Origin of the sequence: Legionella bozemanae, assembly GCF_001648595.1 — a bacterium.
In the GTDB taxonomy this organism is placed as follows: domain Bacteria; phylum Pseudomonadota; class Gammaproteobacteria; order Legionellales; family Legionellaceae; genus Legionella; species Legionella bozemanae.
On record NZ_LBAW01000034.1, the window covers coordinates 1 to 26,934 of the forward strand.

The window sequence follows — 26,934 nt, forward strand, 5'->3', positions numbered from 1 at the left end:
TTTTTTGTCTATCTCTCAGGCATAAAGCGCGGTAGGTAGGGGATTAAATTTCGCGTGGATCGCTCAGGAACAAACCGCGAATTTGCCGCATTGTTTGTAACTACCACAGTACTGTTGGCATTCAATTCTTTTATTAATTGAATGACGTCTCCATCACATAAGCGGATTCCCGAATGGAGGGATGGCTTGTGGGGCTTGATTTTAGTTTAGTTGAGATGACCGTATTCGAGTCTCGTGCAAGCAGGTGCAAAAATTGGGTTACATTTTCTGTATTATCTTATTATCTAAAGCAATGATTAATTGCTTTATCATTGCAAGCAATGCTCTAGGGGAGGCAACAGAAACAGGCGACTGTACTATTCTTTCCGCGAATGGTTTTGCATAAGCTTTAAATAATCAGGCCAGGAAGTAGGTTTTGGGCGCACCAATACTGTCTTCTCGCACCAATTTGTTGCTCATGATAATTAAGGAGGTCATCATGGCTGAGAACGCCTGATAGCGACTTTCTTGGGCGGAACGCATTTCATTCAGTGTTTTTGATGGACCTAAGAACAGTGCATGGGCAGTATTCAGTCCGGTTTTAAGAGCTCCAGAGAAAAATAGAAACATGGTGTCCTATAAAAGCGCTGAATGCACTAAAAAATGATCTTATAGATCAAGTAAATTACATTTTATCCCTAATGATTTTCCCTAATTCATTAAATGGATTATATTAAAAGTACATAGAACAAGGAGTGTTTTATTATGATAAAAAAATCTCTTAAAAATTTGAACGTCCTAGTCCTGCTTTCTTTTTCAATGCAAGCTTTTGCTCATGATACGATTCGAGTTGATGTAAAAACCAAAGAGAAAACAGCGGCTGCCTTGGGTTTTACTGTGGATGGTAAACGATCCGGGTCTCGGGGCAAAATCCATTCGGGCAAAGGACCAGTAAATAGGGAATACATATTTGGGTATAGAAAAAATTCCGCATTTGGCCCCGATGTTTTGTGTGGTTCTAAAGTGCTAACTAAAGACAGTACGGTGACTTTAGTGATGGTAGGTGATCAGTGCTCCATTGTAGTAAATTAAATAGGAGCTCAAATTAGCAGTCATTTTACAGGAGGCTTGCAAGAGTTCTTTATCGGGCGGCTAACCCTGCATCTTCAATCATTTGTTCGTAAATCAAAACCAGAACGGAACCTTGATGAACTTCCAAAACGATTTCAGGCAATTGAGTTCGATTAAAACATGATGTCTTTCCTGGAAAGGAAAGTGGCGTGTTATTGAGTTCCCATTGTAACCCTTTTGAAGATAGAGTTGCTTTAGGTATTCCCATTAATGAAATTTTTGTCTGAGTAGGTAACAAACAATTCATCTTGGATTGTTCATGAAGAACAAAACCTCTTAGGGGGGGAGCGTATAAAAGGCAGTTTGTTTCCATGAAGATATTCATGTTATTTAGTATGTGATCCAAATAGCCACCATTTATGCCAACAATAATGGCAGGTAGTAAATCATTATCTTTTAAATAATACATTGCTTTTTGGTAATCACTTTGATTTTGATTTGGCGAATGAAGAAAAGGATGGTTTTCCAGAATCATTGGGTGGACAGAATCCAAATCTCCAGTAATTAATTGAGGGCGGATTCCACGTTCTAATAAACTGTTTGCGGCTCCATCAGCGGCAATGATAGGTAAGTTCATCCGATTAAAAAAAGAGGATTCAGGCAACTCTCCATTGAGGCATAAAATGGACTGATATCCTGTTAAATTAATTACATCGTGCATCATAATGTCTTTTTAAGAGAATAAGTAGCAGACTGACAAGTAAACCCACTACATTTGCACTGAGCACAAAAAAGGAATCGGTACTACTCCCATAAATAATCCATGCTACAGAACAAACAAGGTAATTAATCAACATGATCATGGAGAGATCTTGGGTTGACTTCGTTTTTAAGGATTTGATAATTTGCGGTAACAAACCAATAAAAGAAGTAATAAAAGCAACAATACCCGAAAACAAAACAATAGACACATTTTCCTCCGCTCAGACGAATGAGATCAGGTTCAAAGGGTTGGTTTATCCTCTCAGCCGTAATTGGCACCCCCAATGTACAAATATTATTCTACCATGAAAGTGTTTCACGCCAAAAGTAAATTTAGAAATGAAGTACTGTTTTTTCTTTTCTGACGCCTTCTTCTGCTTAGATGAATCGATTTGATGATTTTATTAAACCATCAAATTTGATTTTAAACCGATGTAGTTGATTTTATTAATAAATGATTGCGATCTCATCTAAAATTAAATAAAAAAAACATATTGTTAATATTTTGTTAAGGTTAAAGTTATAAAATTTTGCCCATAAATTAAACAATTAAGGGTAAATTATGGGTAAAGTAATTCTTATTCATGCTAATTGTAAAAATCCTACTGCAAAAGGTGATTTTGCTTTTGCAGGTAATATGGCAAAGGACATGGTCCGCGAACTTGCCAAACAGAATATACCGGATATTGACGTTGTTTTAGTCAGTACACTTGATGGTATCCCTCGATTTACAAGTATGTATGGCGCTCCCGTGGATGGTCGCGTATCCATCGAAGGGACTAGTGTTGGACTGTCTTCTTTAGAGACGTTTGATGCAGTTGACAATACAGTTGTAGCTTTTATCGATGCCAACCGTTGTAAGCATGCTCCAGGAGATATTATCAAACGAGTTCTTTCTCCTGACAGTAAATTCTTATTTGTAGGGAATGTAAACCAGATGGCTTTTGCAGATATGTTCACGCAATCCCTTTATCGCATGCAAGCCAAGATGGATCAATCAGGACTCTATGATTCTTTTGATGATCGCGATATGTTGATTGGGAGCGCTGGTCTTGGATCAGATAGGTTAGGCATACCCTCGATTACCAAAGCAGAAGATTTACCTGCATTATCAAGCTCCGACCAGGCAAAAGTTCCTACAGGTAATTATGGATTTATGTATCTTGCCGCAGTAGATTCTTCTAAGGATTATAAATTAATCGCACAGTACATTAAGTTAAGTGATCAAGACAAGTACATTCTTGTTGGGGAGTTCGGGAGTAAAAAGTCTGAAATTAGATATGCTTATGAACATGATTTGACTTTGACTACTTCCAAGCCTCTGCCGACAATTGAATACCATCAATCATTACCAAGCGGGGTGATGCGGCAAACGGTTGCTCATTCAACAAGCTCATTGGTTTTATCAACTGGCGTCACCAGTACTCTGGAAGCAATGCGAGACAAAAAGCTGCCTTATTATCAAGATATGGATAATAATACGCAATTTGTTGCGGCTTATTTAATTGCAGTGAAGTCATTAGTTTCGAGTGATACCTCCTTATTCGGAGCATTACCCGACATGATTATTGAATTGTCAGACTTGCTTTTTGCTAATAAACCACTAAGCCGTAAGGATATGGAACGTACCGATAGTTTGTTAAAACTGGATTCTGTAAACTCAAGATTAGTGAGTGCGAACCAGACTATTATGGATCGGGCAAGCGGAAAAATCGCACCAAAACTTCTTACTTTTATCGGTGACACACGAAAAACGAAAGATCCAGTACAACTTGCTACAGTTTGTGCTTCATTGCGTAAATCGGGTGAAATGGGTAGCCCGGTGCATGATCAAGCGTTAAGAAGAGCTGCTACCTGGGGACGTTTATTTGAACTCAAGGTATTGATTAAATCGATGTCAGTGTCAGATCTGGATAAAGCAGATCCTACTTATGGACGTTCAGCACTGCATTGGGCTGTTTCGAGCAAAAATTTTGATTGTGCTCGCGCATTGGTAAAAGCAGGTGCCTCCTTAGATCTTCAGGACAAAGAAGGACAAACCCCGTTGCACAAGGCGGTACAAAATGGGGATAAGCCAATGATTAAACTGCTTATAGAAGCAGGTGCATCTGTGGATATTCCTGATAAATCGAGTCATAGTCCCAAAGATTGTGCTCCGGATAGTGGCGTTTTATTATTTATCAATGATTGTCATTCTCATATGAAGAGCAGCGAACAATCTGTACACTACTCTTAACTAAACAGTATCATCGATGTTGGATTTGTCCAAATAGGTAATTCAACATCGATGAGTTTGAAATGAGCACTTCTATTGTATCACTTTTTGTACGGAATGGAGGTCACATGCCCTGCAACAAAGCCAAGGGATAAAGACAGTTAAAAAGCCAGCTTTAAGTGCTCCCAGTATTGGTTATAGAGCAGTAGGGTTTCTTCTCCTACATCATGCTGGAATTGACCTTTTTCCATGATTGCTCTGGGTGGGTAAATCATAGGATTATCTTTAATGGAAGCGGGCAGTAAGGCTCTTCCTTTTGCATTAGTAATTCCATGTCCTTCTTTTAAAGCGATTTGCGCACTGGATTCTGCTTTAAGAATGAAATTAATAAATTGCAGGGCCTCTTTCAGATGAGGCGGATTTTTAGGAATAGCCAAACAATCAACCCAGATAACAAAACCATCTTCAGGATAGACAAACTCAATTGCTTTATTCTCTTCATGTGCTTTAAATGCATCGCCATTCCATGCAGAACCAATTGCTGCATCTTCATCGATCATCATTGCCTGAATACTATCGCTCACAAATAATTTAATATTAGGTACAAGGTGCAATAAATGTTCATAGGCTTTTTTAATATGCTCTGGATTTGTATCATTAGGATCAAAGCCAAGGCTCATTAAGGCAATTGCAAAAATTTCGCGGGAGTCATCCAAAAGCATCAGCTGATTATGCCATTTGGGAGCCCACAACTCCTTCCAGCTTTTAGGTGGGTTGGATACCGTGCCATGATTAAAAAAGATACCGGTTGCTCCCCATATAATCGGCATACTGTAGCGGTTACCGCGATCATAATTATTATTCATGAAGCGTTCATCCAGATTATTCATATTGGGCAGTTGCTGGTGATCCAGTGGTTCCAACATCCCTTGTCGTTTCATACGTTCAACAAAATAGGCAGAGGGAAGAATCACATCATATACAGTGTGCTGACTTGCCTTTAATTTGGCATACATAGTCTCATTACTGTCATAGGTAGAAAAATTAACTTTAATTCCAGAATCATGTTCAAATTGTTGAATCAACTTTTTGGGAATTTCTCCTCCCCATGCATACACATTAACAACAGGGGCAGAAAATGCTTTAAAAGCCAAAAAAACCAACACGAATAAAAAATAATTCATACTTGCTTCCCGGAGAGACGATGAGAAATGATCACCAAAATCATGGATAAAACAAAGGTAATAGAACATAACGCGTTAAGCTCAGGAGTAACCCCGGCACGTACTAATGAATAGATAGTTAAAGGGAGAATGGAAAAATCAGGTCCTGCTACAAAATAACTGATGATGACGTCATCAAAAGATAAAGTAAAACTTAAAAGAAAAACACTTAATACTGCCGGCCATAATAAAGGCAGTAAAATTCGCGTTAACGCAATATAATGGCTTGCTCCCAAATCTAATGCGCCAAAATAAATATTGGGATTTAGTGTATTAATCCGCACATTAATCGTGACAATAACAAAAGGAATACAGAAAGTAACATGAGCAATTAATAAACTTAAAAAGCCCATGGGTACTTTGGTGATATTAAAGAAAATTAATAAGGCAACACCAAGAACCAAATCAGGAATAATAATCAGTGACAGTAAAACGGCATATAAAATCTGGCGATGTTTCGAGCCAAATAAAAATAAATGGATGGATGCCAACAAACCTATGGTGGTTGCAATCAATGCGGAGATAAGGCCCAAAATAATGGAATTAAAAAAGGCAGTCCACAAGCCGCGATCGTGAAATAATTCGTAATACCATTTTAAAGAAAAGCCATGCCATTGGAGTGAAAATTTTGCATCGTTAAATGAATATAAAACCAATACCGCGATTGGAATATAAAGCGAGGCATAAACAAAAAAAAGAAAAAGGCGTTTCATTAAGGAGTTCATTGAACACTCCTCTTCTTTTGACGTCGAAAAATAAGAAATAATAAAAGAAGTAATATGGTGAGCACCACACTGGTGGCAGAACCTTGAGGCCAGTCACTTAAGACGAGAAACTGATTTTGAATTAAATTACCCAGTAAAATGGAACGTGCTCCACCTAAAACATTAGGAATGTAGAATAAAGTCATTGCTGGTAATAGAACTAACAAACAGCCTGATAAAATGCCTGGTGCTGTATTTGGTAAGAACACTCGAGCAAAGACAGACCACTTGTTTGCTCCCAAATCTTTAGCTGCTTCAAATAATCGGAAATCAAAACGTTCCATATTCGTGAATATAGGCAGCACCATAAAGGGAAATAGATTGTATACCAAACCAATAATCACAGCAAAATTGGTATAAAGTAATGAGAGGGGTTCATTAATTAAATGTAATTTGAGTAAGAGTGCGTTTAAAACGCCCTTATACTTTAGGATGGCAATTAAAGAGTAAGTTCTTATTAAGGAACTTGTCCAAAAGGGGATGATAATCAACAACAAGAAGATAGATTGATGTTTTGATTTAATCATTAAATAGCTAAATGGATAGGCAATGAACAAACACAGCAGTGTTGCAATCGATGCAATAAATAAAGAGCGAAAATAAATTTTTGCAAAGACTGGAGTAAATAGAGTTGCGTAATTTTCCAGGGTAAAAGGCAAGGCAACAAGATGCGTGCTGTCTTTAGAAAGAAAACTGGCGACAAACATCATGCATAAAGGAATAAGACCAAAAACAACTAACCAAAAATATAAGATGTATAATGCAAAAGATTTAGCCTTCATAAGGTAGTAAAACCTCCCAGCCTGGCAACCACTGCACCCACACGTCCTCAGAAAGTGTATATTCCAATTTATCATCGTCCTCATCAAAAAATTCTGAGGCGTTAATTATTTTTCCTGAAGAAAGTGCAACTTTGAGATCAACGGTTGAGCCTTTATAAATAATATCTATAATTCGACCAGGAAGCATTCCTTCTGGGTTCTCAACTTCGGATAAACTCCAGACCCTGATATCTTCTGGGCGTACTATCAAATGCAGCCTATCGCCAATGTGATAATTGCCGTTATTTTTACAAAGTAAAGGGATTTCCTCGATAAAGGTCGTCAGATCGCGATCGTGCAAGGAATGAACGTGTACATCAAATATATTAGCCTCACCAATAAACATTGCGACGTAGAGATTTGCAGGTGTTTCATAAACACATTTAGGCGTTCCTATCTGTTCAATGTGTCCGTGATTGAAGACTACAATACGATCCGACATGGATAAGGCTTCTTCTTGATCATGAGTGACAAAAACAAAAGTCATATTCAGGGTTTTCTGCAATTGTTTTAATTCGGATTGCATGGCTTTTCTAAGTCTGTAATCGAGAGAGCTTAATGGTTCATCCAACAACAGTACTTGCGGTCTATTGATAATTGCACGTGCAATAGCTACTCGTTGTTGTTGTCCTCCACTCAATTGCTTTATATTTCGCTCTGAAAAACCTTCGAGTTGCACCAGTTTTAATGCATCAAAAACACGTTCTTTAATTTCTTGAGCAGGGACTTTTTTACACCGTAAAGCAAAAGCAACATTCTCATAAACGGATAAATGGGGGAAAAGAGCATAACTTTGAAATACCGTATGCACGTCCCTTTTTTGTGGTGGTAATTGGCTAACACATTGGCCATTGATATAGATTTCGCCTTGTGTGGGGTATTCAAAACCCGAAATAAGACGTAGCAATGTGGTTTTCCCACAACCTGAAGGGCCCAGCAACGTTAAAAATTCACCATGATTAACGCTTAAGGACACATCATTCAAAATGGGAGTATTGCCGTATGATTTGTAAACATTTCTAATTTCAATGAGTGGTGTTGTCATGTGCAATGTTAGATGAAAAAGCCATAATTATCGTCACTGCCACTGATCTTGTCCAGCACGTTTGTTTTTATTAGGGAGATATTCCCAATTTATTTGTTCTTTTTCTGGTCAAAGAGTTATATTTTTTTATCTGTTCAAATGGTTTTTTTCTTAGGATAATGGGGCTGCGATGTCAGTTTGGTAAAAATTTTCCCTCCGAATTGACGTTAGAGTAGGTTTATTGATCCTTAAAGACACGTTCCTTGAGGATGTTTTTTCAGATAAGGAATAAAAAATGAGAAAAATTACTTTGTTAATCATGGGATTGGCTCTAACTGGTTTGGCAATTGCGGAAAGTGCCCCCAAAGAAGAGGTGCGCCATATTGTGACGCTCAATGGCGTGACTCAAGGCGATGGACGATATATCCGCACCGATGTTGTTGAAAATGGTCAATATAAATTTGGCTATTATTTTTGTGGAACTCGCCATAGCGTAGTATATGGTGATATCGTTTTCGCTGATGAAGTGGGTGATTCATATCATGTGGAGCGAACCATTAAATTTTCGATTTGCCAGGATGAAACTTTAACTGAATGCCAGGAATTTGCTTCCGATCATTTTACTATTTTCAAGAATAAAGAGGGTTACTTAGAAACCGACAGCCGACCTGTTTTACCTATTAGTGTTGCATCAGTAAAAGATGCTTTTAAAGCATGTCAGCCTAATCCGGATGAGGATAATCGGATGAAAAAAGTAATTCATGCGGGCAGTAATTATTTGATTCGCAAAGGTTAATTGGAGTAGTCTGGGTGCAGCGCAGCGTAACCCGGGTATCAGGAGTGAATGGTTCAATCCCGGGTTACGCTGCGCTGCACCCAGGCTACAAGCTCAATTTTAGTCCGTCATTGCAAATTTTTTCTTGGATCTAGAGCAAAAGCAAAGAGATTTTACTATAATGCTTCGCTACTTTTTATAAAACGAATATTATGTCTCAATCTAGAACCTCTATTTTGCTTGTTGGATTATTATCAGCTTTTTCTTTGCTTACCTTTGATCTCTATCAACCTTCCTTGCCCTATATCACCCATTTTTTTAGTACAACGCATAGTCTAAGCCAACTAACCTTAAGTATTTATTTGGTTGTTTTTGGCGTGACCCAATTAATTTGGGGGCCGTTAATCGATCATTTTGGCCGACGTCGTTTATTGCCAGGCAGTTTAGTGGTTGCCGTGCTTGCCAGTATCCTATGTGCTCTTGCGCCTAATATTTGGGTACTCATTCTCGGTAGGGCTTTACAGGGATTTGCATTATGCTGCGCTAATTTGGTTGCTTTTTCAATTTCGCGAGATTTTGAAGATACTGCAGAGCGAGCCAAGGTTTTATCCTATGTTTCTATGATTGTTTCAATATCACCCATCCTTGCTCCTGTGCTTGGCTCGCTTATTTTTACCTATTATGGCTGGCAAGCTAACTTTATGTTAATGGCTGCGATCGGTATCGTGCTCTTGCTTCAGTCGCGCAAAGGATTATTTGAATCGCCATTTTGGAGCCAACCCAAAGAACCTTTTATCGTAAAAAAAATAATCAAAGCGTATCAAGAGATCATTCCATCGCCTTCTTTATGGAGTGGTTCGCTTATTATGATGTTTAGTTTTGCGGCAGTAATGCTTTCAGTGATTAATTCATCCTATATCATTATCGATCAATTTGGTTTTTCGCCCTTAGTGTATGGTATTATTTTTATTATCAATGGATTAAATATTATCGTTGGAAACTATTTAGGCATTTGGCTTCGTAAATATTTCAGCATGGCTGCAACCATTTATCTTGGCAGTTGGTTCATTATTATCGGTGGTTTTGCGATGTTATTGTGCGCAACTCTTTATGAATTCAATTTGTATTCCCTATCTTTTGCATTAATTTGTAATTTAGGGATCAGTTTAACTGCACCAGCTACCATGTCGATCATGCTTGCAGATTATAAGGAAAACACTGGCCTTGCACTGGCCATAATTCATACCGTACGTATGTTTGGTTCATCCCTTTTAACTATCTTAAGTGCATATCTGCTCATGCAAACGCTCAATGCGTTGCCTTTAGGGTTAATTGCTTGTGGGCTTGGAGCACTTTACAGTTCCTGGCATTTTAATCGTTTAACAGCTGAATCGAATGACTCAGAGCTGGACGGAGCGGAAGCAGCTTAGGTCCGTTTCTATTTCTACTATCTTGGCCAAAACTGCCCTGATTTTCTGCGCTCTGATGCTCACATACTCCGTGTATGCTGCGCTTCGGTACTCGAAAACCAGGGCATTTTGACTCAAGCTAGCGAAATGGAAACAGACCTAAGTTTCTACTATCTTGGCCAAACTGTTCTGATTTTCTGCACTGCTATGCTCACATATGGTATTATTCTGTTTTAACACATACTGATTGGAACCTATGAAAATAAAAAGCTTCTTTTATGGCGTGTTAGTGACAATGCAAGCTTTTGCTGCTCCCCATTTTGTACCTGCAGAGCCTTCTTCTGCCACCCAGTATGAAATCAATGGGCCTGCATTATGTGCGACAGCCAAAGAAACTTTGGCTTATTTAAATAAAGGCAGCCACTATGACCCTCGTGTCATTCACGAAGGTAAAGCGTTTGCTATACCTCTTTCACGCATCAAAAAAACTTTAATCTTTATTTGCCGCCACCAAAATGAATTGAATAATCCTGCTTTTATTAAAAAGCACTTTGATTTTGTTCGCTGGTATCCTGATCTGGAGCAAGCCAAACCATTAAGGGAGAAAAAATCACTCATTGCTCATTTGCCCTCAGATAAAATTTTAATGACTAAGTATTATGTACATCGTGCAAAAGCATCAACGAAATGCAGTGTTGTTTATCCTTTTGCTCTTTATGGACTCCCTAGAGATGAAGAGCAACTGACACTTGAAGAAGCAGATGCAAAATCTGAACTGACACGTTTCCAATATGGGAAACAAGCAATATTAAAAGGCGCATTGGCAAATAAAAATGTTCCCCCGCTCGCCTATTTTAATCGAGACGACTTGGAGGCAGCCTTAATGCAAGGAACCATTATTGCCGATTACCCGAATCATCAAACAAAAATCTTTAATGTTCATCGATGCAACAATATTCCCTATGACAAAGCCAAAAATCCTTATCAACAAGAACGTTATTGGTATTTTAAACCGGTAACGGGTATCAAAGGTTATGGAAAAGATGCGGATCATAAAATTACGGTAAATACTGAAGTCACTTTTGCCGCCGATCTCGAACAGTTTGGTTTAGGAAAACTTTTGATGGTACAGTATCCAGGTCAGAAGGGAAAAATGGTGACACGCATGGGTATTTTTGCTGACACTGGTGGTGCATTCCAGAATAATTTGTATCAAGTTGATTTTCTCGCAGGTAGTTATGCAGGGAGCAAAGCCTTCTCGCAAGCAACTCGTCATTTACCCGATTATGTGACTGCTTATTTTATGGTACTAAAAAAATAATATGAAAATTTTCCTGTATTGTTCATTTTTTATAAGTTCTCTGGTACATGCATTTTCTTGCTACGATAGGCAAGAAATTCATAAGGCTCCAATTCAATTTGATGAAAAGCGCATTGCTTTAACACGACAGTATCAATTAACTCATTATGGAATTGATTCTAAGTCAATTGAAATTGAACCAAAAATGATCGTATTGCATTGGACTTGTATTCCCACTCTTAAGGCAACCTTTCGTGTTTTTAATCCACCTACATTCCCTCAAAATTCCCCACGCATAAAAGAATTACCTGGTAACTTGAATGTATCAAGTCATTTTTTAGTGGATCGTGACGGAACGATTTATCAACTCATGCCCGACAACTGGATGGCAAGACATGTTATTGGATTGAATCATTATGCGATTGGTATTGAGAATATAGGAGGAATAGACAGTAAGGATGATCTAACAGAAGCACAAACAAAGGCAAATGCATTTTTAGTGTGTTATCTTAAAAAGAAATATCCGGAAATAAAATATGTTATTGGCCATAATGAGTATTTAAATTTTAAGAATACTCCCCTTTGGCTTGAGCGGGATCCAAATTATCAAACGGATAAAGACGATCCAGGGCCAGATTTTGTTAATCGAGTTATGAAATTAGTGCGTAGTAGTAAGAATATCCCACGCGGGCAGAACTTCTCGACTTATCAAACGAATTAAAATGTAGCCTGGGTGCAGCGCAGCGAAACCCGGGATTATAAGGAGTTTATTCATGTTCCAGGTTCTGCTGCGCTGCACCCAGGCTACAAGGACTCTTAATTCGAGAAAAAATTTATGGGTTTGTTCACTATGAAAAATCATTCTGTATCTTCTTGTTTTTTTATCTTTGGTTTTGGTTATACCGCCGAATTTTTAGCCAGAGAGCTGCTTAAATTAAATTTCAAAGTGATTGGCACAACTCGAGATAAGAATAAAATCTTAAATAGCACTCAAGAACATTACAAACTTATTGATTATTGCGGGGATGAAATAGAGCCTTATTTAAGCGAGGCAACCCATATTTTAGTATGTATTCCACCTGCAGAAAAAATAGGAGACCCTGTTCTTTCGTGTTTTAGTGATTTAATCAGTCAAAACACATCACATATCCGATGGCTGGGTTATCTGTCTTCTACCAGTGTTTATGGAGATCATCAAGGTGCTTGGGTAACTGAAGAGTCCAGTTCCATAGCAGCAGGAATACAGGGTAAATTAAGGTTAATAACTGAAAATAAATGGATGTCTTTTGCCAGACAACACGGAATTCCGCTGCATATTTTTCGATTGGCAGGAATTTATGGTCCGCATAGAAATGCAATCGAACGTATTATTGCTGGAAAAAAAGCCAGTATTTATAAGGAAGGACAGTATTTTTCCAGAGTACATGTTGCGGATATTACCTCGGTTATTCTCTCATCGCTAAAAAATCCTCAGCCATATTCAGTTTATAATGTTGCTGATGATGAACCCACACCAGTCCATATTGTTGATGCGTACGCTGCATCATTACTCGGATTTCCTGCCTTGCCACTTATATCCTACGAAACAGCAACGATGTCCTCTATGGAAAAGCAGTTTTATGCAAGTAATCGTCGGGTATCTAATGCAAAAATTAAAGAAGAGCTCAAAGTAAATCTAGAGTACCCATCTTACCGTGAGGGATTGAACCAGCTTTTTAAAGACGGTTACAGAAAAGAAGAATAAAGCAAATTAAAGACAGATAAAGTTGCTACAATAAATAATAAATGAATTTCTTATGAATTTTATCTCATGCTGGGAGCACATATGTCTGATAAGTTATTGGATGTATTGGTAGTTGGAGCAGGACCTGTCGGCTTATTTTGTGCAAATGAACTTAATCGTCAAGGTTTAAGTTGTCGGATCATTGATAAAAAATCAACACTTAGTGATAAATCCAAGGCGCTCGCCCTCCATATTCGAACGCTTGATCTTCTTCAGGACTGCGGTTTTCTTGATGAAATACTTATTGAGGGGCATAAAGTAGACGGCCTCTTGTTTAAATCTAAGGGAAAAGAACTGATTCATGCGACTTATACTCACCTTGAAGCCAATCGTCATTATATTATTGATCTTCCTCAAGACAAAACAGAACATATTTTATGTAACGAGCTAATCGATAGGGGGCTTCATGTTGAATGGCAAACGGAACTTACGGAAATAGAGCAAGCATCAGATCATATTGTATCCACTGTAAAACATGTTGATGGCACTCTAGAAAAAGTTCAGGCAAGTTGGATTATTGCTTGCGATGGTTCACACAGCACGTTAAGAAAGTTGGTTCATGCTGAGTTTGTTGGTTCCTACTACACACAAACTTGGTGGCTTGCTGATTTGCTGATTGATTGGAAACTTCCAGAAAATAAAATGGTTCTTTATGTGAGCGATAAAGGACCAGTTGCCTGTTTTCCCATGGGGAATAAACGCTATCGCTTGGTAATGACTGCACCCGAAAAAATCATGCATCAAGAACCAACAATGAAAAATATAGAACAAACCTTTAAAGCACGCTGTTCGGATAAAGCGACCCTTCGAGACCCTCTTTGGATTAGTCAATTTGGGATTGATCACAAACAAATTCAAAAATACCGTTATGGGCGTGTCTTTTTTGCTGGCGATGCGGCGCATGTGCATAGCCCTATGGGTGGGCAGGGTATGAATACGGGCATCCAAGATATTTATAATCTGGCTTGGAAACTGGCACTCGTACATAAAGGACTAGCAAAAAATTCTTTACTTGATAGTTATCATATTGAGCGTCATCCTATCGCTGCAAAAGTATTAAAAAAGACAGGGATAATGACGAATCTGATTATGATGACTAACCCATGGTTGATTAATTTGCGTAATTTTATTTTACAAACAGTCATGTCCTTCGATTCGATTAAAAATATTATCCTTTATGATCTTGCTGAACTGGCAGTAAGCTATGCTAAGAGTCCCATAGTGAAAATATTGGGTAAAAAAACACATTTCAAAATAGGCGAGTTTCTCATTAATTTTTCTTTTGTTGATGTTAAAAATAAAGAGAAAAAAGAGTTACAGTACATTACTCAAGGAACACAGCACCATTTATTTTTGTTTTCTGGACTTGCAAACAGTCAATTGTCTGTCTTGTCTGAAATTGCCGCAATGGTCCAACAACAATTTAAAGAATCAATCAAAACGCACATTGTATTGTCCACCTCTGAAATAATACCGTTTGCCGAAGAAATTTCAGTATTAATTGATGACAATCAAAAAATGCATCAACACTTCAAAATCAATGAACCTACTGCAGTACTGATTCGGCCAGATAAATACGTGGGTTTAACTCAATTGCCAGTGAATAAGGACGAACTACTGGCTTATATGGAAAATTCTTATCTTAATGTGAGTTCTAAAATGTGATTCAAGGCATTCAAAATAAGTATAATATTTAAATCAAATAATTCTTGATGACTTTTTCGTTTTATGCATAATTTGCGCCCAAAGTTTGTTATTTTTAGGATTTTTAATGGTGCACCCCTCAAGCAGACAAAAACTGAAAAAGAAGACATATTTTGAAGATAGCGGAAGTCTATAGACGCGTTTTTATTACTGAATTCAATGATTGGTTTTGTTGGCCTAATGGATAGGGCATTGAGCTGAGGATGCTTACTAAAAAGAAGAATAGCAATGCACTATTCGTCTAAATAACAAGCATACTGGCTCTGAAAATGCGCAAGAGGTTGTAATTAATCTAAAAATAGAATAAAAATTTGCTTAATGCTTTGTCTCGTTTATTGCACAGACAGTGAAAATCAGGCAAAAATGCAGTACAAAGAAGATTTAATCCCTTATCTCATCACAAACCTTCTTAAACTATGGACTGTTACATGCTGATAGGGACATTTTTGGCATAAATTTTTTCGATCACGTTTAAAAATGCATATATTGTCTATTATTTGAGCTAATGAATTGAATAAAAATAATAGAGCTGCATAGCCTGTGCCTTGCGCTAAAGCAAAAAAAATTCACAGATTATGCAAAAACTCTAATGAAGAAGGGATCAAATACTTTATGAAAATAAAATTACTGGCGCAGTGTGCTCATGTTTTAAGGAAAAAAAGTACCTTACTGTGTTGGCTTTTTAGTATTGTATTTTCAGTGAATGGTTTTGCGAGCCAAAGTGATACAGAATTGATTAAAAAAATAAAAGATATTGAAAAAAAATCAAATACAGTGATGGGAATTACTGCCATTTATATAGAGAAAAATAAAGTAATCGCGCATAACAGTAACCAACGTTTTTTCATGGCAAGTACCATCAAGTTGCCCATTGCAATGGCTTTTTTACATCGTGTTGATGAGAAAAAAGACTCATTAAATCGAGTGATTAAAATGGATTCACGGTATTCGGTTCCTGGCTCTGGAGCGCTACATTATTTATTTGAAAAGAAAAAACTGAATATTTCCTTAAAACAAATACTGATGCATACCCTTAAAAATAGCGATAATAGTGCAAGTGATGCATTATTGCAGGCAGCAAATGGGCCTCGATATGTAGCAAAACGAATGAATGCATTAGGATTCAAAAATATTTTCATTAATCGTTCCATTATGGAAATGTTTATAGATACAAATCATGTGGATCGTTCTTTTTTACAAAAACGCCAACCAGTGTATTCCTGGCAAAAAATATCTAATCGTGTTCCTCTTAAAGAAAAACAGCAAGCTTGGCAGCGCTTTGAAAAAGACATACGCGACACTACGACACCGAATGATATGGCAAAGTTGCTCGTAAAGTTATATAAAAAACAAGCGCTTTCAGAATCAAGTACTGAGCTTCTGATGAAGATTATGGAGCAATGCCGCACAGGACGCAGCAGAATAAAAGGATTATTACCTGCCAATGTGAAAGTGGCACATAAAACAGGAACCTGGTCAATCTATGAACGAGACTATTTAAGATATCCTGGCTCTAAAAAACTATATCGTTTTGTTAGTGATGTTGGAATTATTACCTTGCCTCATAATAAAGGACATATTGCGATTGCAGTATATGTCAAATCAAAATCGGCCAGTGATTATCCACGCAGTCGTGCCATAGCCTTAGCTAGCCGTGCTATTTATGATCATTTTATGAAGTCATCATGACAGCTCATCAAAAGTAGCTTGGGTGAATCGAACCCAAGCTACACGCATGTACTCAAAAAATATTAGAAAAGCTTTCCTATTTCGTATACTCTGTCACAAAAATAAACTTTAATAACAAGGAGGTTTTGATGGGCCGTTGTTCGACTTTGATTATTAATGGATTGATCTATTTTTGCATGAGCTTTGGTTTATACGCCCAATTACCCTGCGATTATCAGGATTTATCTGCTGCAGAAAAACAAGCTTTATTATGGAATGAAATTACCTTAAGCAATGCGGAAGAACCTTTGCCCCCACTAACTGGCAATAGTTATAATGAAGTACTTGAAAAAATAAAAGGATTGTTTCATTTAAAACCTACATTTGATCATGCCAGTGATGAAATACCAGAAGGCCGAGTAAAAATTATTCATGCTAATGGTTCCGTAGGAAAAATTACTTTAATTCCTGCAGCGGGTCATCCTTTTACCGGTATTTATCAGTCCGGTGGAATTGGTGTAGCACGTCTTTCTTTGGCGACTCCTCCTGCTGAAGATAATTATATTCCTGGAATGGCTGTTAAAATTTTAGTTTCCAAACATCCATCTTTAAACTTGCACATAATGAATTTACTTGAGGGACAAAAAGATAATTGGAATTATTTTGCAAAAGATTTTTCAAATAAAATCCCTCATCCTACAAGTTGGACGTTGACTGCAATTGAGAAAATATTTGAATTCACCCGGGATCCCGCAAATAATTTGCCTCTGTGGCATTTAGCTGCTTGGACGAGTGAGGGTAAATACAAAGGGATTCCAATATTTCCTGAGAGAATCTATTTCAGGCCGACTGACTTAGTCAAAAATTTGATTCCAGAAAATTCACGTGAAGATTTTAGAGTTTCTCTTTTGCAAGTACCTATGGGCTCCCTCTATGAAATATACGGGGAATATCAGGGTACAGAGTATCATATAGGAACATTAATGCTGGAAAGCCCTTTATTAGCCTCAAATTATGGTGATCAGAAACTATTTTTCCAACATCAACGATAATCATGCTTATACCTAGTACAATTTCAGTTATGTCTAAAAAGCTGTCATCCTGCCTGCGCAGGGATGACAGTTTTTTGTGGTTAATTTTGTAAGGAGCTCTCAGGAGCAAATCGCAGGACGTAGGGAAAGAGAAATTCCTTTCGTGAATAATCCCCCTGGTCTTAGTTGATTAAATTCAAAGAGGAAAAAATACTACTTTGTCTTCTTGTTCCTCGGACGCGATGATCAATTCTCTTGGACTTGATTTGGCTGTTGGCAACTCAATGAGTGATGTTGAGGGCTGTACAACGGGCTTTCCCAGGAGACCTAATTTTTTTATGCTGCCATCGAGCTCATTATTCAGGGACGTTTTAAGAAGTTCCTGTTTCTTTCGTTCATTGGGTTCTAAGCGGTATTCATCTGAATTAAGAACTTTATATCTTAAAACATTGCGAAGATAGATTTCTGATGGTGTTTTATCTGCAACTTTATTGCGATTCTCAATGAGATAACGAAACGCCTGCTCGATTTGTTGATCTTCAGTTTTTCGAGGATCCTTGCCGGAAGGTGTGTCTAGGTTATAAATATGGGGCAGGATACTCTGAAATCCATCATGTCCATGGACATAATTAATAGTGTATCCATTGTGTGTTGCAGGTCTTGCGGTTTCAGTTTCCTTCGTTTCATCCCAGCGATTCCATAAAAGATAAACCAAAGGCCATGCGGCTCGTTCTTCTTCTGATATGTTGGTTCTGTCGTGAATCGCATCAGTATGAAAAAGGGAATGAATGGTATTGTTCTCAATATGAGATTGAAATTGGTGATTTATTTGATCAATCGTTGTTGCTAAGGCTCGAAGCGTGGAGTCGTCATAGTTCACCCCAAGCCTTTTAGCCATCAATTTCAGGGCATCAAAGCGGATGGGAGCATGACTAAATAATGTGATCCCTTTTTCACTTATAGTGTAATCCAGAATCTTTAAGGTGGGTTTATAACTTTCATTAACCAAATGGATTAACTCGGAATGAGGAATAATTTCGTGATCAAGTAAAAGCTTAAGCCCCCAAAACGAAGGGATTTGAAAATCACCGATATAACCCTGAGGCACAAACAGATGTCCTGCGATGAGTTGCTCATATGCATAAATAAACTCACTGCCATGGTTTGAAACAAGAAGAGTTAATGGGCAATGATTGCGATGAAGCAAATTTAGAATTCTTAATGTGAAATAATCACAATTTCCGCGATCAGCAACCTCATCACCAAGAAGACGAACCAGCGTTTGATTATCACAGACTTCTAATTGCGCCATGAAGTGATTAAATTGGGCAACACAGTCAGGCAGCTTATTTTTAGGTTCGCTTAATTTTTGGTTTAATTTTTTTTGTTCTTCTTCAGCTGTATGGAGCTTTTCCAGTGTTTGTTGCCGCAATTGGACCAAAGTTTGATATTGTTGCGTTTCTTTGTTTCCTTCAATTAATTGTTTATCCAGATTTGCAAGACGTTCTTTTGTATTATCGATTTTTACCTGTGTAAGTTGCAAAAGAGTACGGTTTTCCAGATACTCTTGAAGGATCTCACCATACTGTTCATAGAGTGACACAAATTGCTGATAAGCTTCCTCAATATCTTTCACCTCATCTTTAAAGCGCATGATTTGCTGACGAAAGAGAAAGTGGATGAGTTTGATTGGGTTGCCATGTAAATCACCGAGCGTGATCGAGCCTAAACTATGTTCGAATTCACTTGGATATTTATAAATATCAACATTTTTATTTATAAGATGATTGGTCATCCATTAACCCACATATAAGAAAATTTTTTATTTAGAAGAAAGTAATTGATCCAACCCCAAATATCAAATAAGAGGTTATACTCCGATCTATAATAAATCATTATGCGCTTTAATTTTGAATCGGATGTGCGTCAGCTAAAACAGGAAAAATAAAATGAATAAATTAATTATGGCGTTGCCTAAGATTGAACTTCACATTCATATAGAAGGGACGCTTGAACCTGATTTAATGTTTTTATTAGCAAAACGAAATAACATGGTATTGCCCTACAAAAATCCTGAGGAACTTCATGCTGCCTATCAATTTACTGATCTGCAATCCTTTTTAAATCTTTATTATGCAGGAACCAATGTTTTGCAAACTGAAGAAGATTTTTATGATCTAACCTGGGCCTACATGCAAAAAATACAGCAGCAAAATGTACGACATACGGAAATTTTTTTTGATCCGCAAACACATACTGCTCGAGGTATTGATATTGGAGTAGTGATTCATGGCATTCATAAAGCACTGGAAGAGGCAAAAAGGCAGTTCAACATAAGCTCAGAGATGATTTTATGTTTTTTGAGAGATTTGCCTGAAGAAGATGCTTTGCGTACTTTAGAAAGTGCATTGACGTATCAAGATAAATTTATTGCTGTGGGCTTGGATTCTGCTGAGCGTGCTCATCCCCCCAGAGATTTTGTTGCGGTATTTGCTAAAGCAAGAGCTCATGGTTTGTTAACTGTTGCTCATGCAGGCGAAGAAGGCCCGGCAGCTTATATTACTGAAGCTTTAGATCTTTTAAAGGTATCTCGTATTGATCACGGCGTGCGCTGTTTAGAGGATATGGAACTTGTAGCGCGCTTACAAAAACACCAAATACCGCTTACAGTATGCCCCTTATCCAATATTAAACTGTGTGTTTTTAAGACCATGAAAGAACATCCTATTAAAAAAATGCTCAATATGGGGCTGGCTGTTACGATTAATTCGGATGATCCTGCTTATTTCTCCGGCTACATAGAAGAAAACTATAGTGCTGTAGCAGACACCTTCCAATTAACCAATCAGGAATTAGTTCAGTTAGTACGAAATAGCATTCAGGCAAGTTTTTGTACCGCACAACGCAAGCAACAATTAGTGTCTGAGCTTGAGGCAGTGATTCAGAATTTCACATCATAAATGAGTTTATGACATTTCATTTCCGATATTTCTCGCTTATAAGCTGGACTACTTTTCTTGGGAAATTTATTTAATAATATGATTTTCTTAAATTACTCTGAATAAGGATAATATTACATGAATGGATTATCGCGAGTTAGTGCACATCATGGGAAGCTTAAAAAAAATGTATGGTTTGCTTTATGGGGTCTTAGTCTGATGAATTCATTGGCTTACGCGAATACAACATGTCCTGGTTTAGATATCAATGCGATCTGTGTTAATGGAGCATGGCAAGTCATGATTGTTCCTAATGGGGCGCATTGGGTACTTATGGGTGAAAGTGTTAATGGCAAATCGTGCACTAATAATGAACAAGCTGATGATGTACGTTGGAACTATGCGTTTACTTCTGCTCGTCTGGGAATCGCAGGATGTAACTACGGTTTATTTGATAATAAACTGAACCAGATTGGTTTGATACAAATTAAATCCACTCAATACATCCGCACAGGCAGTAATTGGGAGCAAGGCAGTTACCCAGGAAACTGGACCTGTCGCGAATCGCAAGAAACCTGTTTGTTTCGTTAGAGCAAACAAGGAATACCAATGGAGGTATCCTTTGCTTGATACATTTCTGCCTAAGACAACTTTATGTTTGCATCGCAGCAATAAAGTAACAAGGCGTAGATTATGCAAGAGCTCTATTCATTGTTGCCGAATTCAGTTCGATTATAAAATCATTAAAGCACTGCTGAACTTGGTTAAAAGCCATTAACCAAGGAACATGGCCTGCTTGAGCAATGATTTTATTGATAGTGTTTTTCCCTTGGAACCCTTTATTTTCCAGGAAGATTTTGGGTGGGCAAATAAAGTCATTTTCGCTGGCAATGGTCATTGTGGGTATGGATTCGGGAAACCATTTGCAGGAATAATCGGGATAAAAATGTTCAATGGCATGATAATAAGCTGTGTTATTAAAAGCAAAAAGAGGGAGGATTTTTTCCCCTTCCGTTAATTCATCGGCAGTGAAACAGTAATATTTATAAGTGTTCCAAAATTCTTTGTATGTTTCATCTGAAGGGCTTAAATGATATTGAGTGGCTGCAGGAAGCAAATCAGGTAAATGATGTTGCTGTTGCATGGCGCTTACATGTTCGAAAAAACTGTTTTTGGTCGTGGTATTCATTAATACCAGTCCTGTTAAATAGTTTTTTAATTCGGGTAAATTTAATGCAAACATTCCTGCAAAACTGTGAGTGACCAATACTGGTTGGTGAAAGGATTTTAACAAATCGATTAAACCTTCTTGCCAATATTTGATGCTCAGTTCGCCCTGGGTATTGGTCCCATCCTGAGGAAAATCTAAAAGAAAAATAGACCCAGGCAAATACAATTTATGACACAAATCAGCCAGGTACTCCGATCCCAATCCTGGACCACCGGGCAAAAATAACCAGGAAAATCCATGGCTTTCAGTAAGTTGGTTTATCCTATAACCATATTTAGTGTATTTCATGCAGTGTACTACCTCTTTTTCGCGGGTATTTATCATAAGCAGAGCGAATTAAATACCTAGCTTTTTCTTCATCCAATCTGACACTCACCTTTCAATTTTACTCAATCAGAAAAATGCTTACATAGAATAGCTATGCGCACATTTTTCTTCAATCACAAAATTGAAATCTGAGCATCAGCTTGGCAAATAAAACGCTAGGTATTTAATTCGCTCTGCTTAGCATATCGATTAGTTGAATTAATGCTGCATTAACATTTATAGTGGATTAGGTACCCATTCATTTACTCGAAATAAGTATGAAGCTGAACTATTGAAACAGGGAGTGTATTGTGAAAAAAACATATCATAGTGTTTTCTTATGTCTTTTTTTAATTTCGGTTCAGGTACATGCAACTGCAACCTATCTTAGATACAGCGGTAAATGTCAATTCACACTGACTCGAGAGAGATATGCTTATTGTTTGGAAAAAGAGATGGTTTTTTATGATAGGGAATTTAGTCAGCTTTATAGTAATTTAACGCCTGAAGTATCACTCCTTGCTACGGAAGCATTAGCAACGCAGATTATCGAACCTAACTGTGATGCTATAGCAATGAAAATTGGTGCGGGTTTGGAATATCATATTGCGTTTCGGATCTGTATGATTCATATCACTAGAGAAAAAATTGCATGTATTAAAAGATTCATTCCCTGTAAAATATGCTGGGGTAGGAAATTGGCTAATTCACTAAAAAGACCCTTATTATTCTTGGAAAATGTTTCGATTCATATATCCGATCCTACGTGATTGTATGAATGCTTGGCTGAGAAATTTTTGAATTGGGCATGGAAAACAAACCCCTCTCTTATGAGCAGGAGAGGAGCGAATTTTTTAATTTGGTGATGAAGGTTTTGATGCGACGGCGCTATCAGCACACGCATCAGCAACACTATCAATTTCATCGTAATATTGTTTATCGGTCATATCATTTGATTTTTTGAGCAGTTCGACTAATTTAGGTTTAGCGCATTCGCAATAGGCAGTAATTAATTTTTTATCTTCGTCAGTTGGTTTGGGGAGAACAAGATCCCATCGGTCCTGACAATAATCAGCAACATCACTGTCTTTTACTTTGCTTAAGCCGATGTCATCTTCTATAGAGTCCATCGCGTCATGAAGCAAAGTTCTTGACATACATACCTTAGCTGCTTTTTCTTTATCGTCTAATGGTTGTTTTGCAGCGCAACCACAAAATTTTTCACCAAAATTCTTAAAATCTACTTTGTCTTTTGCTTCATCTGCATGTTTCATCCAGCCCTCAGTACAACGAGTTTGAAAGTCTCCTGCAGCATCTGCATTAACTAATAAGGAAAACAGCATTGTAAGAGCAAAAATACTGATCCTTTTTAAAAAAGACCGGTTCATAATATGTCACTCCTTTGATTGTAAATAGCACTGTCTCAACATTGAGCATAGTCAATGTCGAGCAGGTAATCTATAACTTTTTAAAAATTTAGTTTTTATCTCATTTTAGCTAAAATTATTTTTTTAAAAGAAAAACGATAATCATGATAAAAACAGTAGAAAAACATTGGTCTCGAGTAGAGTATCTTCACGAGAATGTAAAGAATCCCAACATTCACATAAAAGGGACACATAGCTATTACAGTGATGCGTGGACAGGCAGTTTCGAAGAAACAGTAGTCAGGTACCTCTATGGAGATGAATTCAGTTTAAAAAATTGGCAGTCGCAATGGGAAATTGATCAGCTTTATATAGGGGATTATGTTTGTATTGCCGCTGAGGCAATTATTATGTTAGGAGGAAATCATAATCATCGAGCTGATTGGTTTTGTTTGTATCCTTTTGCAGACAATTATGTCCAAGCTTATCAAGGTAAGGGCGATACATGCATTAAAGATGGCGTTTGGCTTGGTATGCGTTCGATGATTATGCCAGGTATTACCATTGGTGAAGGAGCAATCATCGCTGCCAATAGCGTGGTAACACGAGAAGTTGAACCGTACAGTATTGTTGCCGGTAGCCCAGCTCGAATTGTTAAAAAACGATTTGCAGAACATGTGATTCAACGCATCATCAATCTGGATATCTATTCGTGGCCCGAAGAAAAATTTAATCGCTTGCAGCCATATATTTGCAACAACGACATCGTAGTCCTGGAAGAACAAAGCAGTCAATATGACTCTTTAATACAAGATGAGCGAGAACGAATGGATTAGATCTGGGGCTGGTTTGTCTGGCCCAAGCCAGAATAGTCTAATCACATAGTGCTTTCACTGCATGAGTTCCCAAATCAGTAATCAGAGCTTTAGCGCCAGTGGATGTTGCACGATATTTTTGTTTTCATTTCACCAAAAGCATAATTAAAATAATTTGTTTCGAGGAAAAAATCTATATTTTGCATCATAGTTAATGAGGATGAGCGGATACCCCAAAAGTAGGTGCGATTAGGATAAGTTGTGCCTTATCAAGTCTAGTCATGAAGCAATTAGGTTCTTAGCTGAGTAGAAAAATTATTCTGAAGCGCATCCAAAAACTCTCTTACTGTATGCACTTTCTGACTAAAGAGTTCATCTGCTTTACCGGTTTTAACGAATGCCCTTAATTCTTTGCCTAAATTGCCATTTCTCAATGTGGCAATATTCTCTTCGGAGAAAACAACTTTCTCGCCTTGCAATGCACGTTGTACCGCTTTAACTGCATTGCGTTTTTGTGTCAAGCTTTTCTGAATACAGGTAAAAAAAGTATAGAAATATTCTTTAGTTTTTCCCGAAGAATCAACTTTTTTTTCTCTATCTTTGAGATAGCCTGATAAGAGTTTATTAATGTCATATTCTCTAATTTTTTCCTTATCGCCAGCTAAAGTGTAGCCATTGATAATCGCTTTAATGCTTGCTCCATGCTTGGTTCGATATTCTTCAACTTTTTCATGATTGCCTGCTAAAGCGTACCCCTCAACAATCGCATTAACATCTGCCTTGAATTTTATTCGGTATTCTTCAACTTTGTCATGATTTCCGGCTGAAGCATAGCCTTGGGCTATCACATGAACAGTTGCTGGATATTCGGTAAAATATTTTTTAACCTGGTCATGATTTTCAACCATAGCATAGCTTTGAGCAATCACATAAACGTTTGCTTTATAGTCCTTCCGATACTCTTCAACCTTCTCATAATTCTCAGCTAAAGCATAACCTTGAACAATTGCGGTGATCATTTGATTACGGAAGTTTTGATCAAGGCGTGTATCGGCGAGATGTTGATAGTATTCAACTTGGTTATAATTTCCTGCTAAAGCATAATACTTGGCAATTGCAAACAAGCTTATATGATGTGTCGTACGGTATTCTTGAACTTTTGCATGATTTCCCGCTAGAGCATAGCCCTTGGCAATCATTAGTGGCTTTGCACCATGCTTGCTCCGATATTCTTCAACTTTTATATCATTTCCCGCTCGCGCATAACCTTCGGCAATTGCATGAACGCTTGCTTTATATCGCGTCCGATATTCTTCAACTTTCGTGTGATTTCCAGTGATTGCATAGCCCTGAGCAATTGCATCGATGCATTCTTTATGTTTCCTACGATATTGTTCAACGTTAGTGTGATACCCTGTAATTGCGTAGCCTTGGGCAATCGCCCGCACACTTGCTGAGGTCTGATAGTTTTTGACTTTTGTATGTTGTCCCGTTAAAGCATAACCTTTAGCAATGGCATTAATGTTTGCTTTATAGTGCTCCCAGTAATACAGCACTTGCTCATGATTGCCCGCACAAGCATAGCCTTCCGCAATTGCATGAACACTGGCTTTAAATTTTTTTCTATAGTGTTCAACCTGGTCATCATTTTTTGCAAAAGCGTATCCTTGGGCGATTGCATGGACGCTTGCTTTATATTTCGCCTGATATTCTCCAACCATCAGGGTATTTCCAGCTACAGCATAGCCTTGAGCAATAATGTCAATGTTTGCTTTATACAGTCTGCGGTAGTCATCGACTTTATCATGTTTTCCGGCTATTGCATAAGCATAGGCAATGGAATCAACGCTTGCACCAAGTTCCCGTAACCATTCTACTTGCTTAAATTGTCCTTTTAATGCTAACTCAGCAGCTGGGGTAAGTAGCGGATGATCGCTTCTTTTAGGGTCAATATGTGCTCCATTTAACCTTTTGCGTAAATCTTCCTTATCCGTTGCTTGTACTGTTGATGGGTATATATGGGAATACATAAAGTTAATCTTATAAAACATCATGGATTTTAATTGTACATCAAATGAATTTATGAGTCGATTTGTAAATTAATTAATGAGGATTGAAAAGTTAGAAATCCCATGTAAAATTTTCGTGTGAAAATTTTGGACTCAAATTTATTAGGGATGATTAAATGCTTAAAAAACTTCTTATTTGTGCTTCTTTTTTCTTGTTTTCACTTGCAGCACACAGTATGCCTGATGAAGAAAAAGCCTATCTTGCGAATCAATGCGATGAACTGTCACAAAAAATTGGGGAATTAAATGTTAATCAAACCAATTCTTGCTCATCCATAATACAAGAATCTGCAAAATTAGTAGCTCATAGCGGAAGATTTATCTTAAAAGAATACTGGTTTAATGCCAGAACCAATCTATATCGTTCTTACAGATTATTGCATGATGCGAATCAAATGAATTGTAAAACTGCCTCAGGAATTTATGCAGCCCAAAAAGGTATCGATGACATCCTGGAACAAATATATGGGTTCGAATAGAACCAATGAGAAAAATGGCATTAATATAAGATGATGGAATGATAAGGTAAATTGAATAGCACTAGATAAAATCAAAATATTTACATTCCACGCTATGCGCGAAATCCAGCGTTACATGCACGATTCACTGGATGCCGTGCATAAAGCCTGTACGATCCCCACAAAATTCAAAGAAAGACTGTAGTGGGGGTCTGTGTTG

The 26,934-nt window shown here is 37.6% G+C and carries 26 protein-coding genes and 1 riboswitch; of the genes, 15 read left to right on the plus strand and 11 right to left on the minus strand.

Annotation, left to right across the window (positions count from 1 at the left end; translation table 11 throughout):
* Nucleotides 1-396 precede the first annotated feature (396 nt).
* Nucleotides 397-609 (minus strand): hypothetical protein, encoded by a 213-nt coding sequence (locus tag A8O27_RS16650; protein WP_058459398.1) that lies wholly within the window; start codon nucleotides 607-609, stop codon nucleotides 397-399.
* A 135-nt stretch (nucleotides 610-744) separates the two neighbouring features.
* On the opposite strand from A8O27_RS16650, the gene A8O27_RS16655 reads away from it, so the two are divergent.
* Entirely contained in the window at nucleotides 745-1,071 is a 327-nt protein-coding gene (locus tag A8O27_RS16655; RefSeq protein WP_058459397.1) for a hypothetical protein, read from the plus strand.
* Between the two features lie 49 nt (nucleotides 1,072-1,120).
* Here A8O27_RS16655 and A8O27_RS16660 read toward each other — a convergent pair whose 3' ends face one another.
* The gene (locus A8O27_RS16660; RefSeq protein WP_058459396.1) at nucleotides 1,121-1,771 is read right to left on the minus strand and encodes a thiamine diphosphokinase; all 651 of its coding nucleotides are present in this window, start codon (nucleotides 1,769-1,771) and stop codon (nucleotides 1,121-1,123) included.
* Nucleotides 1,755-2,021 (minus strand): SWEET family sugar transporter, encoded by a 267-nt coding sequence (locus A8O27_RS16665; protein WP_058459395.1) that lies wholly within the window; start codon nucleotides 2,019-2,021, stop codon nucleotides 1,755-1,757. The genes A8O27_RS16660 and A8O27_RS16665 overlap by 17 nt, the downstream gene beginning before the upstream one ends.
* A riboswitch (TPP riboswitch) is annotated at nucleotides 2,008-2,105 on the minus strand. (Overlaps the previous gene by 14 nt.)
* Before the next feature lie 269 nt (nucleotides 2,106-2,374).
* On the opposite strand from A8O27_RS16665, the gene ankY reads away from it, so the two are divergent.
* Entirely contained in the window at nucleotides 2,375-4,048 is a 1,674-nt protein-coding gene (gene ankY, locus A8O27_RS16670) for a Dot/Icm T4SS effector AnkY/LegA9 (RefSeq protein ID WP_058459394.1), read from the plus strand.
* A 140-nt stretch (nucleotides 4,049-4,188) separates the two neighbouring features.
* Here the strand turns inward: ankY and A8O27_RS16675 are convergent, their stop codons facing one another.
* Genes A8O27_RS16675 through potA form a run of 4 tightly spaced genes read right to left on the minus strand, consistent with a single transcriptional unit; the run spans nucleotide 4,189 to nucleotide 7,880 of the window.
* Nucleotides 4,189-5,211 carry an ABC transporter substrate-binding protein gene (locus A8O27_RS16675; RefSeq protein WP_058459393.1) on the minus strand — a complete coding sequence of 341 codons (1,023 nt, stop codon included), beginning with the start codon at nucleotides 5,209-5,211 and terminating at the stop codon, nucleotides 4,189-4,191.
* Nucleotides 5,208-5,975, minus strand: coding sequence for an ABC transporter permease subunit (locus A8O27_RS16680; RefSeq protein ID WP_058459392.1), 768 nt, complete (start codon nucleotides 5,973-5,975; stop codon nucleotides 5,208-5,210). Before A8O27_RS16680 ends, A8O27_RS16675 begins: the two co-directional genes overlap by 4 nt.
* Nucleotides 5,972-6,796 (minus strand): ABC transporter permease, encoded by an 825-nt coding sequence (locus A8O27_RS16685; RefSeq protein ID WP_058459391.1) that lies wholly within the window; start codon nucleotides 6,794-6,796, stop codon nucleotides 5,972-5,974. Before A8O27_RS16685 ends, A8O27_RS16680 begins: the two co-directional genes overlap by 4 nt.
* Nucleotides 6,786-7,880, minus strand: a complete 1,095-nt coding sequence (gene potA, locus A8O27_RS16690) for a spermidine/putrescine ABC transporter ATP-binding protein PotA (protein ID WP_058459390.1) — start codon at nucleotides 7,878-7,880, stop codon at nucleotides 6,786-6,788. Before potA ends, A8O27_RS16685 begins: the two co-directional genes overlap by 11 nt.
* A 274-nt stretch (nucleotides 7,881-8,154) precedes the next feature.
* Between potA and A8O27_RS16695 the strand changes: the two genes are divergently transcribed.
* The 8 genes from A8O27_RS16695 to A8O27_RS16730 all read left to right on the plus strand — a co-directional run bounded on the left by A8O27_RS16695 (nucleotide 8,155) and on the right by A8O27_RS16730 (nucleotide 17,550).
* The gene (locus A8O27_RS16695; protein ID WP_058459389.1) at nucleotides 8,155-8,655 is read left to right on the plus strand and encodes a hypothetical protein; all 501 of its coding nucleotides are present in this window, start codon (nucleotides 8,155-8,157) and stop codon (nucleotides 8,653-8,655) included.
* Between the two features lie 191 nt (nucleotides 8,656-8,846).
* The gene (locus tag A8O27_RS16700) at nucleotides 8,847-10,064 is read left to right on the plus strand and encodes a multidrug effflux MFS transporter (RefSeq protein WP_058459388.1); all 1,218 of its coding nucleotides are present in this window, start codon (nucleotides 8,847-8,849) and stop codon (nucleotides 10,062-10,064) included.
* A gap of 235 nt (nucleotides 10,065-10,299) precedes the next feature.
* Complete coding sequence (locus A8O27_RS16705) at nucleotides 10,300-11,364, plus strand: hypothetical protein (RefSeq protein ID WP_058459387.1); 1,065 nt, start codon at nucleotides 10,300-10,302, stop codon at nucleotides 11,362-11,364.
* A 1-nt stretch (nucleotide 11,365) separates the two neighbouring features.
* Nucleotides 11,366-12,064, plus strand: coding sequence for a peptidoglycan recognition protein family protein (locus A8O27_RS16710; RefSeq protein ID WP_058459386.1), 699 nt, complete (start codon nucleotides 11,366-11,368; stop codon nucleotides 12,062-12,064).
* A gap of 129 nt (nucleotides 12,065-12,193) precedes the next feature.
* On the plus strand, nucleotides 12,194-13,087 hold the full coding sequence (locus tag A8O27_RS16715) for an SDR family oxidoreductase (protein WP_058459385.1): 894 nt from the start codon (nucleotides 12,194-12,196) through the stop codon (nucleotides 13,085-13,087).
* A gap of 81 nt (nucleotides 13,088-13,168) precedes the next feature.
* Nucleotides 13,169-14,791 (plus strand): FAD-dependent monooxygenase, encoded by a 1,623-nt coding sequence (locus A8O27_RS16720; RefSeq protein WP_058459384.1) that lies wholly within the window; start codon nucleotides 13,169-13,171, stop codon nucleotides 14,789-14,791.
* 651 nt (nucleotides 14,792-15,442) lie between these two features.
* Entirely contained in the window at nucleotides 15,443-16,519 is a 1,077-nt protein-coding gene (gene bla / locus A8O27_RS16725) for a class A beta-lactamase (RefSeq protein WP_058459399.1), read from the plus strand.
* Nucleotides 16,520-16,647: 128 nt separating this feature from the next.
* Nucleotides 16,648-17,550, plus strand: a complete 903-nt coding sequence (locus tag A8O27_RS16730) for a hypothetical protein (protein ID WP_058459383.1) — start codon at nucleotides 16,648-16,650, stop codon at nucleotides 17,548-17,550.
* 175 nt (nucleotides 17,551-17,725) lie between these two features.
* Here A8O27_RS16730 and wip read toward each other — a convergent pair whose 3' ends face one another.
* Nucleotides 17,726-19,324: a Dot/Icm T4SS effector Wip gene (gene wip / locus A8O27_RS16735; RefSeq protein WP_058459382.1), complete on the minus strand. Its 1,599-nt coding sequence runs from the start codon at nucleotides 19,322-19,324 to the stop codon at nucleotides 17,726-17,728.
* A gap of 154 nt (nucleotides 19,325-19,478) precedes the next feature.
* Between wip and A8O27_RS16740 the strand changes: the two genes are divergently transcribed.
* Complete coding sequence (locus A8O27_RS16740; protein WP_058459381.1) at nucleotides 19,479-20,489, plus strand: adenosine deaminase; 1,011 nt, start codon at nucleotides 19,479-19,481, stop codon at nucleotides 20,487-20,489.
* Between the two features lie 117 nt (nucleotides 20,490-20,606).
* Nucleotides 20,607-21,059, plus strand: a complete 453-nt coding sequence (locus A8O27_RS16745; protein WP_058459380.1) for a hypothetical protein — start codon at nucleotides 20,607-20,609, stop codon at nucleotides 21,057-21,059.
* Between the two features lie 100 nt (nucleotides 21,060-21,159).
* Here A8O27_RS16745 and A8O27_RS16750 read toward each other — a convergent pair whose 3' ends face one another.
* A complete protein-coding gene (locus tag A8O27_RS16750; protein WP_058459379.1) occupies nucleotides 21,160-21,987 on the minus strand; it encodes an alpha/beta hydrolase in 828 nt (275 codons plus the stop codon).
* Nucleotides 21,988-22,316: 329 nt separating this feature from the next.
* On the opposite strand from A8O27_RS16750, the gene A8O27_RS16755 reads away from it, so the two are divergent.
* Nucleotides 22,317-22,775, plus strand: coding sequence for a lysozyme inhibitor LprI family protein (locus A8O27_RS16755; RefSeq protein ID WP_235810512.1), 459 nt, complete (start codon nucleotides 22,317-22,319; stop codon nucleotides 22,773-22,775).
* An 84-nt stretch (nucleotides 22,776-22,859) separates the two neighbouring features.
* On the opposite strand, the gene A8O27_RS16760 is transcribed toward A8O27_RS16755, so the two are convergent.
* Nucleotides 22,860-23,393, minus strand: a complete 534-nt coding sequence (locus A8O27_RS16760) for a hypothetical protein (protein WP_058459377.1) — start codon at nucleotides 23,391-23,393, stop codon at nucleotides 22,860-22,862.
* Between the two features lie 143 nt (nucleotides 23,394-23,536).
* Between A8O27_RS16760 and A8O27_RS16765 the strand changes: the two genes are divergently transcribed.
* Nucleotides 23,537-24,208: a CatB-related O-acetyltransferase gene (locus A8O27_RS16765; protein ID WP_058459376.1), complete on the plus strand. Its 672-nt coding sequence runs from the start codon at nucleotides 23,537-23,539 to the stop codon at nucleotides 24,206-24,208.
* A gap of 269 nt (nucleotides 24,209-24,477) precedes the next feature.
* Here A8O27_RS16765 and A8O27_RS16770 read toward each other — a convergent pair whose 3' ends face one another.
* Nucleotides 24,478-26,217 (minus strand): hypothetical protein, encoded by a 1,740-nt coding sequence (locus A8O27_RS16770; protein WP_058459375.1) that lies wholly within the window; start codon nucleotides 26,215-26,217, stop codon nucleotides 24,478-24,480.
* Nucleotides 26,218-26,372: 155 nt separating this feature from the next.
* On the opposite strand from A8O27_RS16770, the gene A8O27_RS16775 reads away from it, so the two are divergent.
* Nucleotides 26,373-26,735 (plus strand): hypothetical protein, encoded by a 363-nt coding sequence (locus tag A8O27_RS16775; RefSeq protein ID WP_058459374.1) that lies wholly within the window; start codon nucleotides 26,373-26,375, stop codon nucleotides 26,733-26,735.
* Nucleotides 26,736-26,934: the final 199 nt, after the last annotated feature.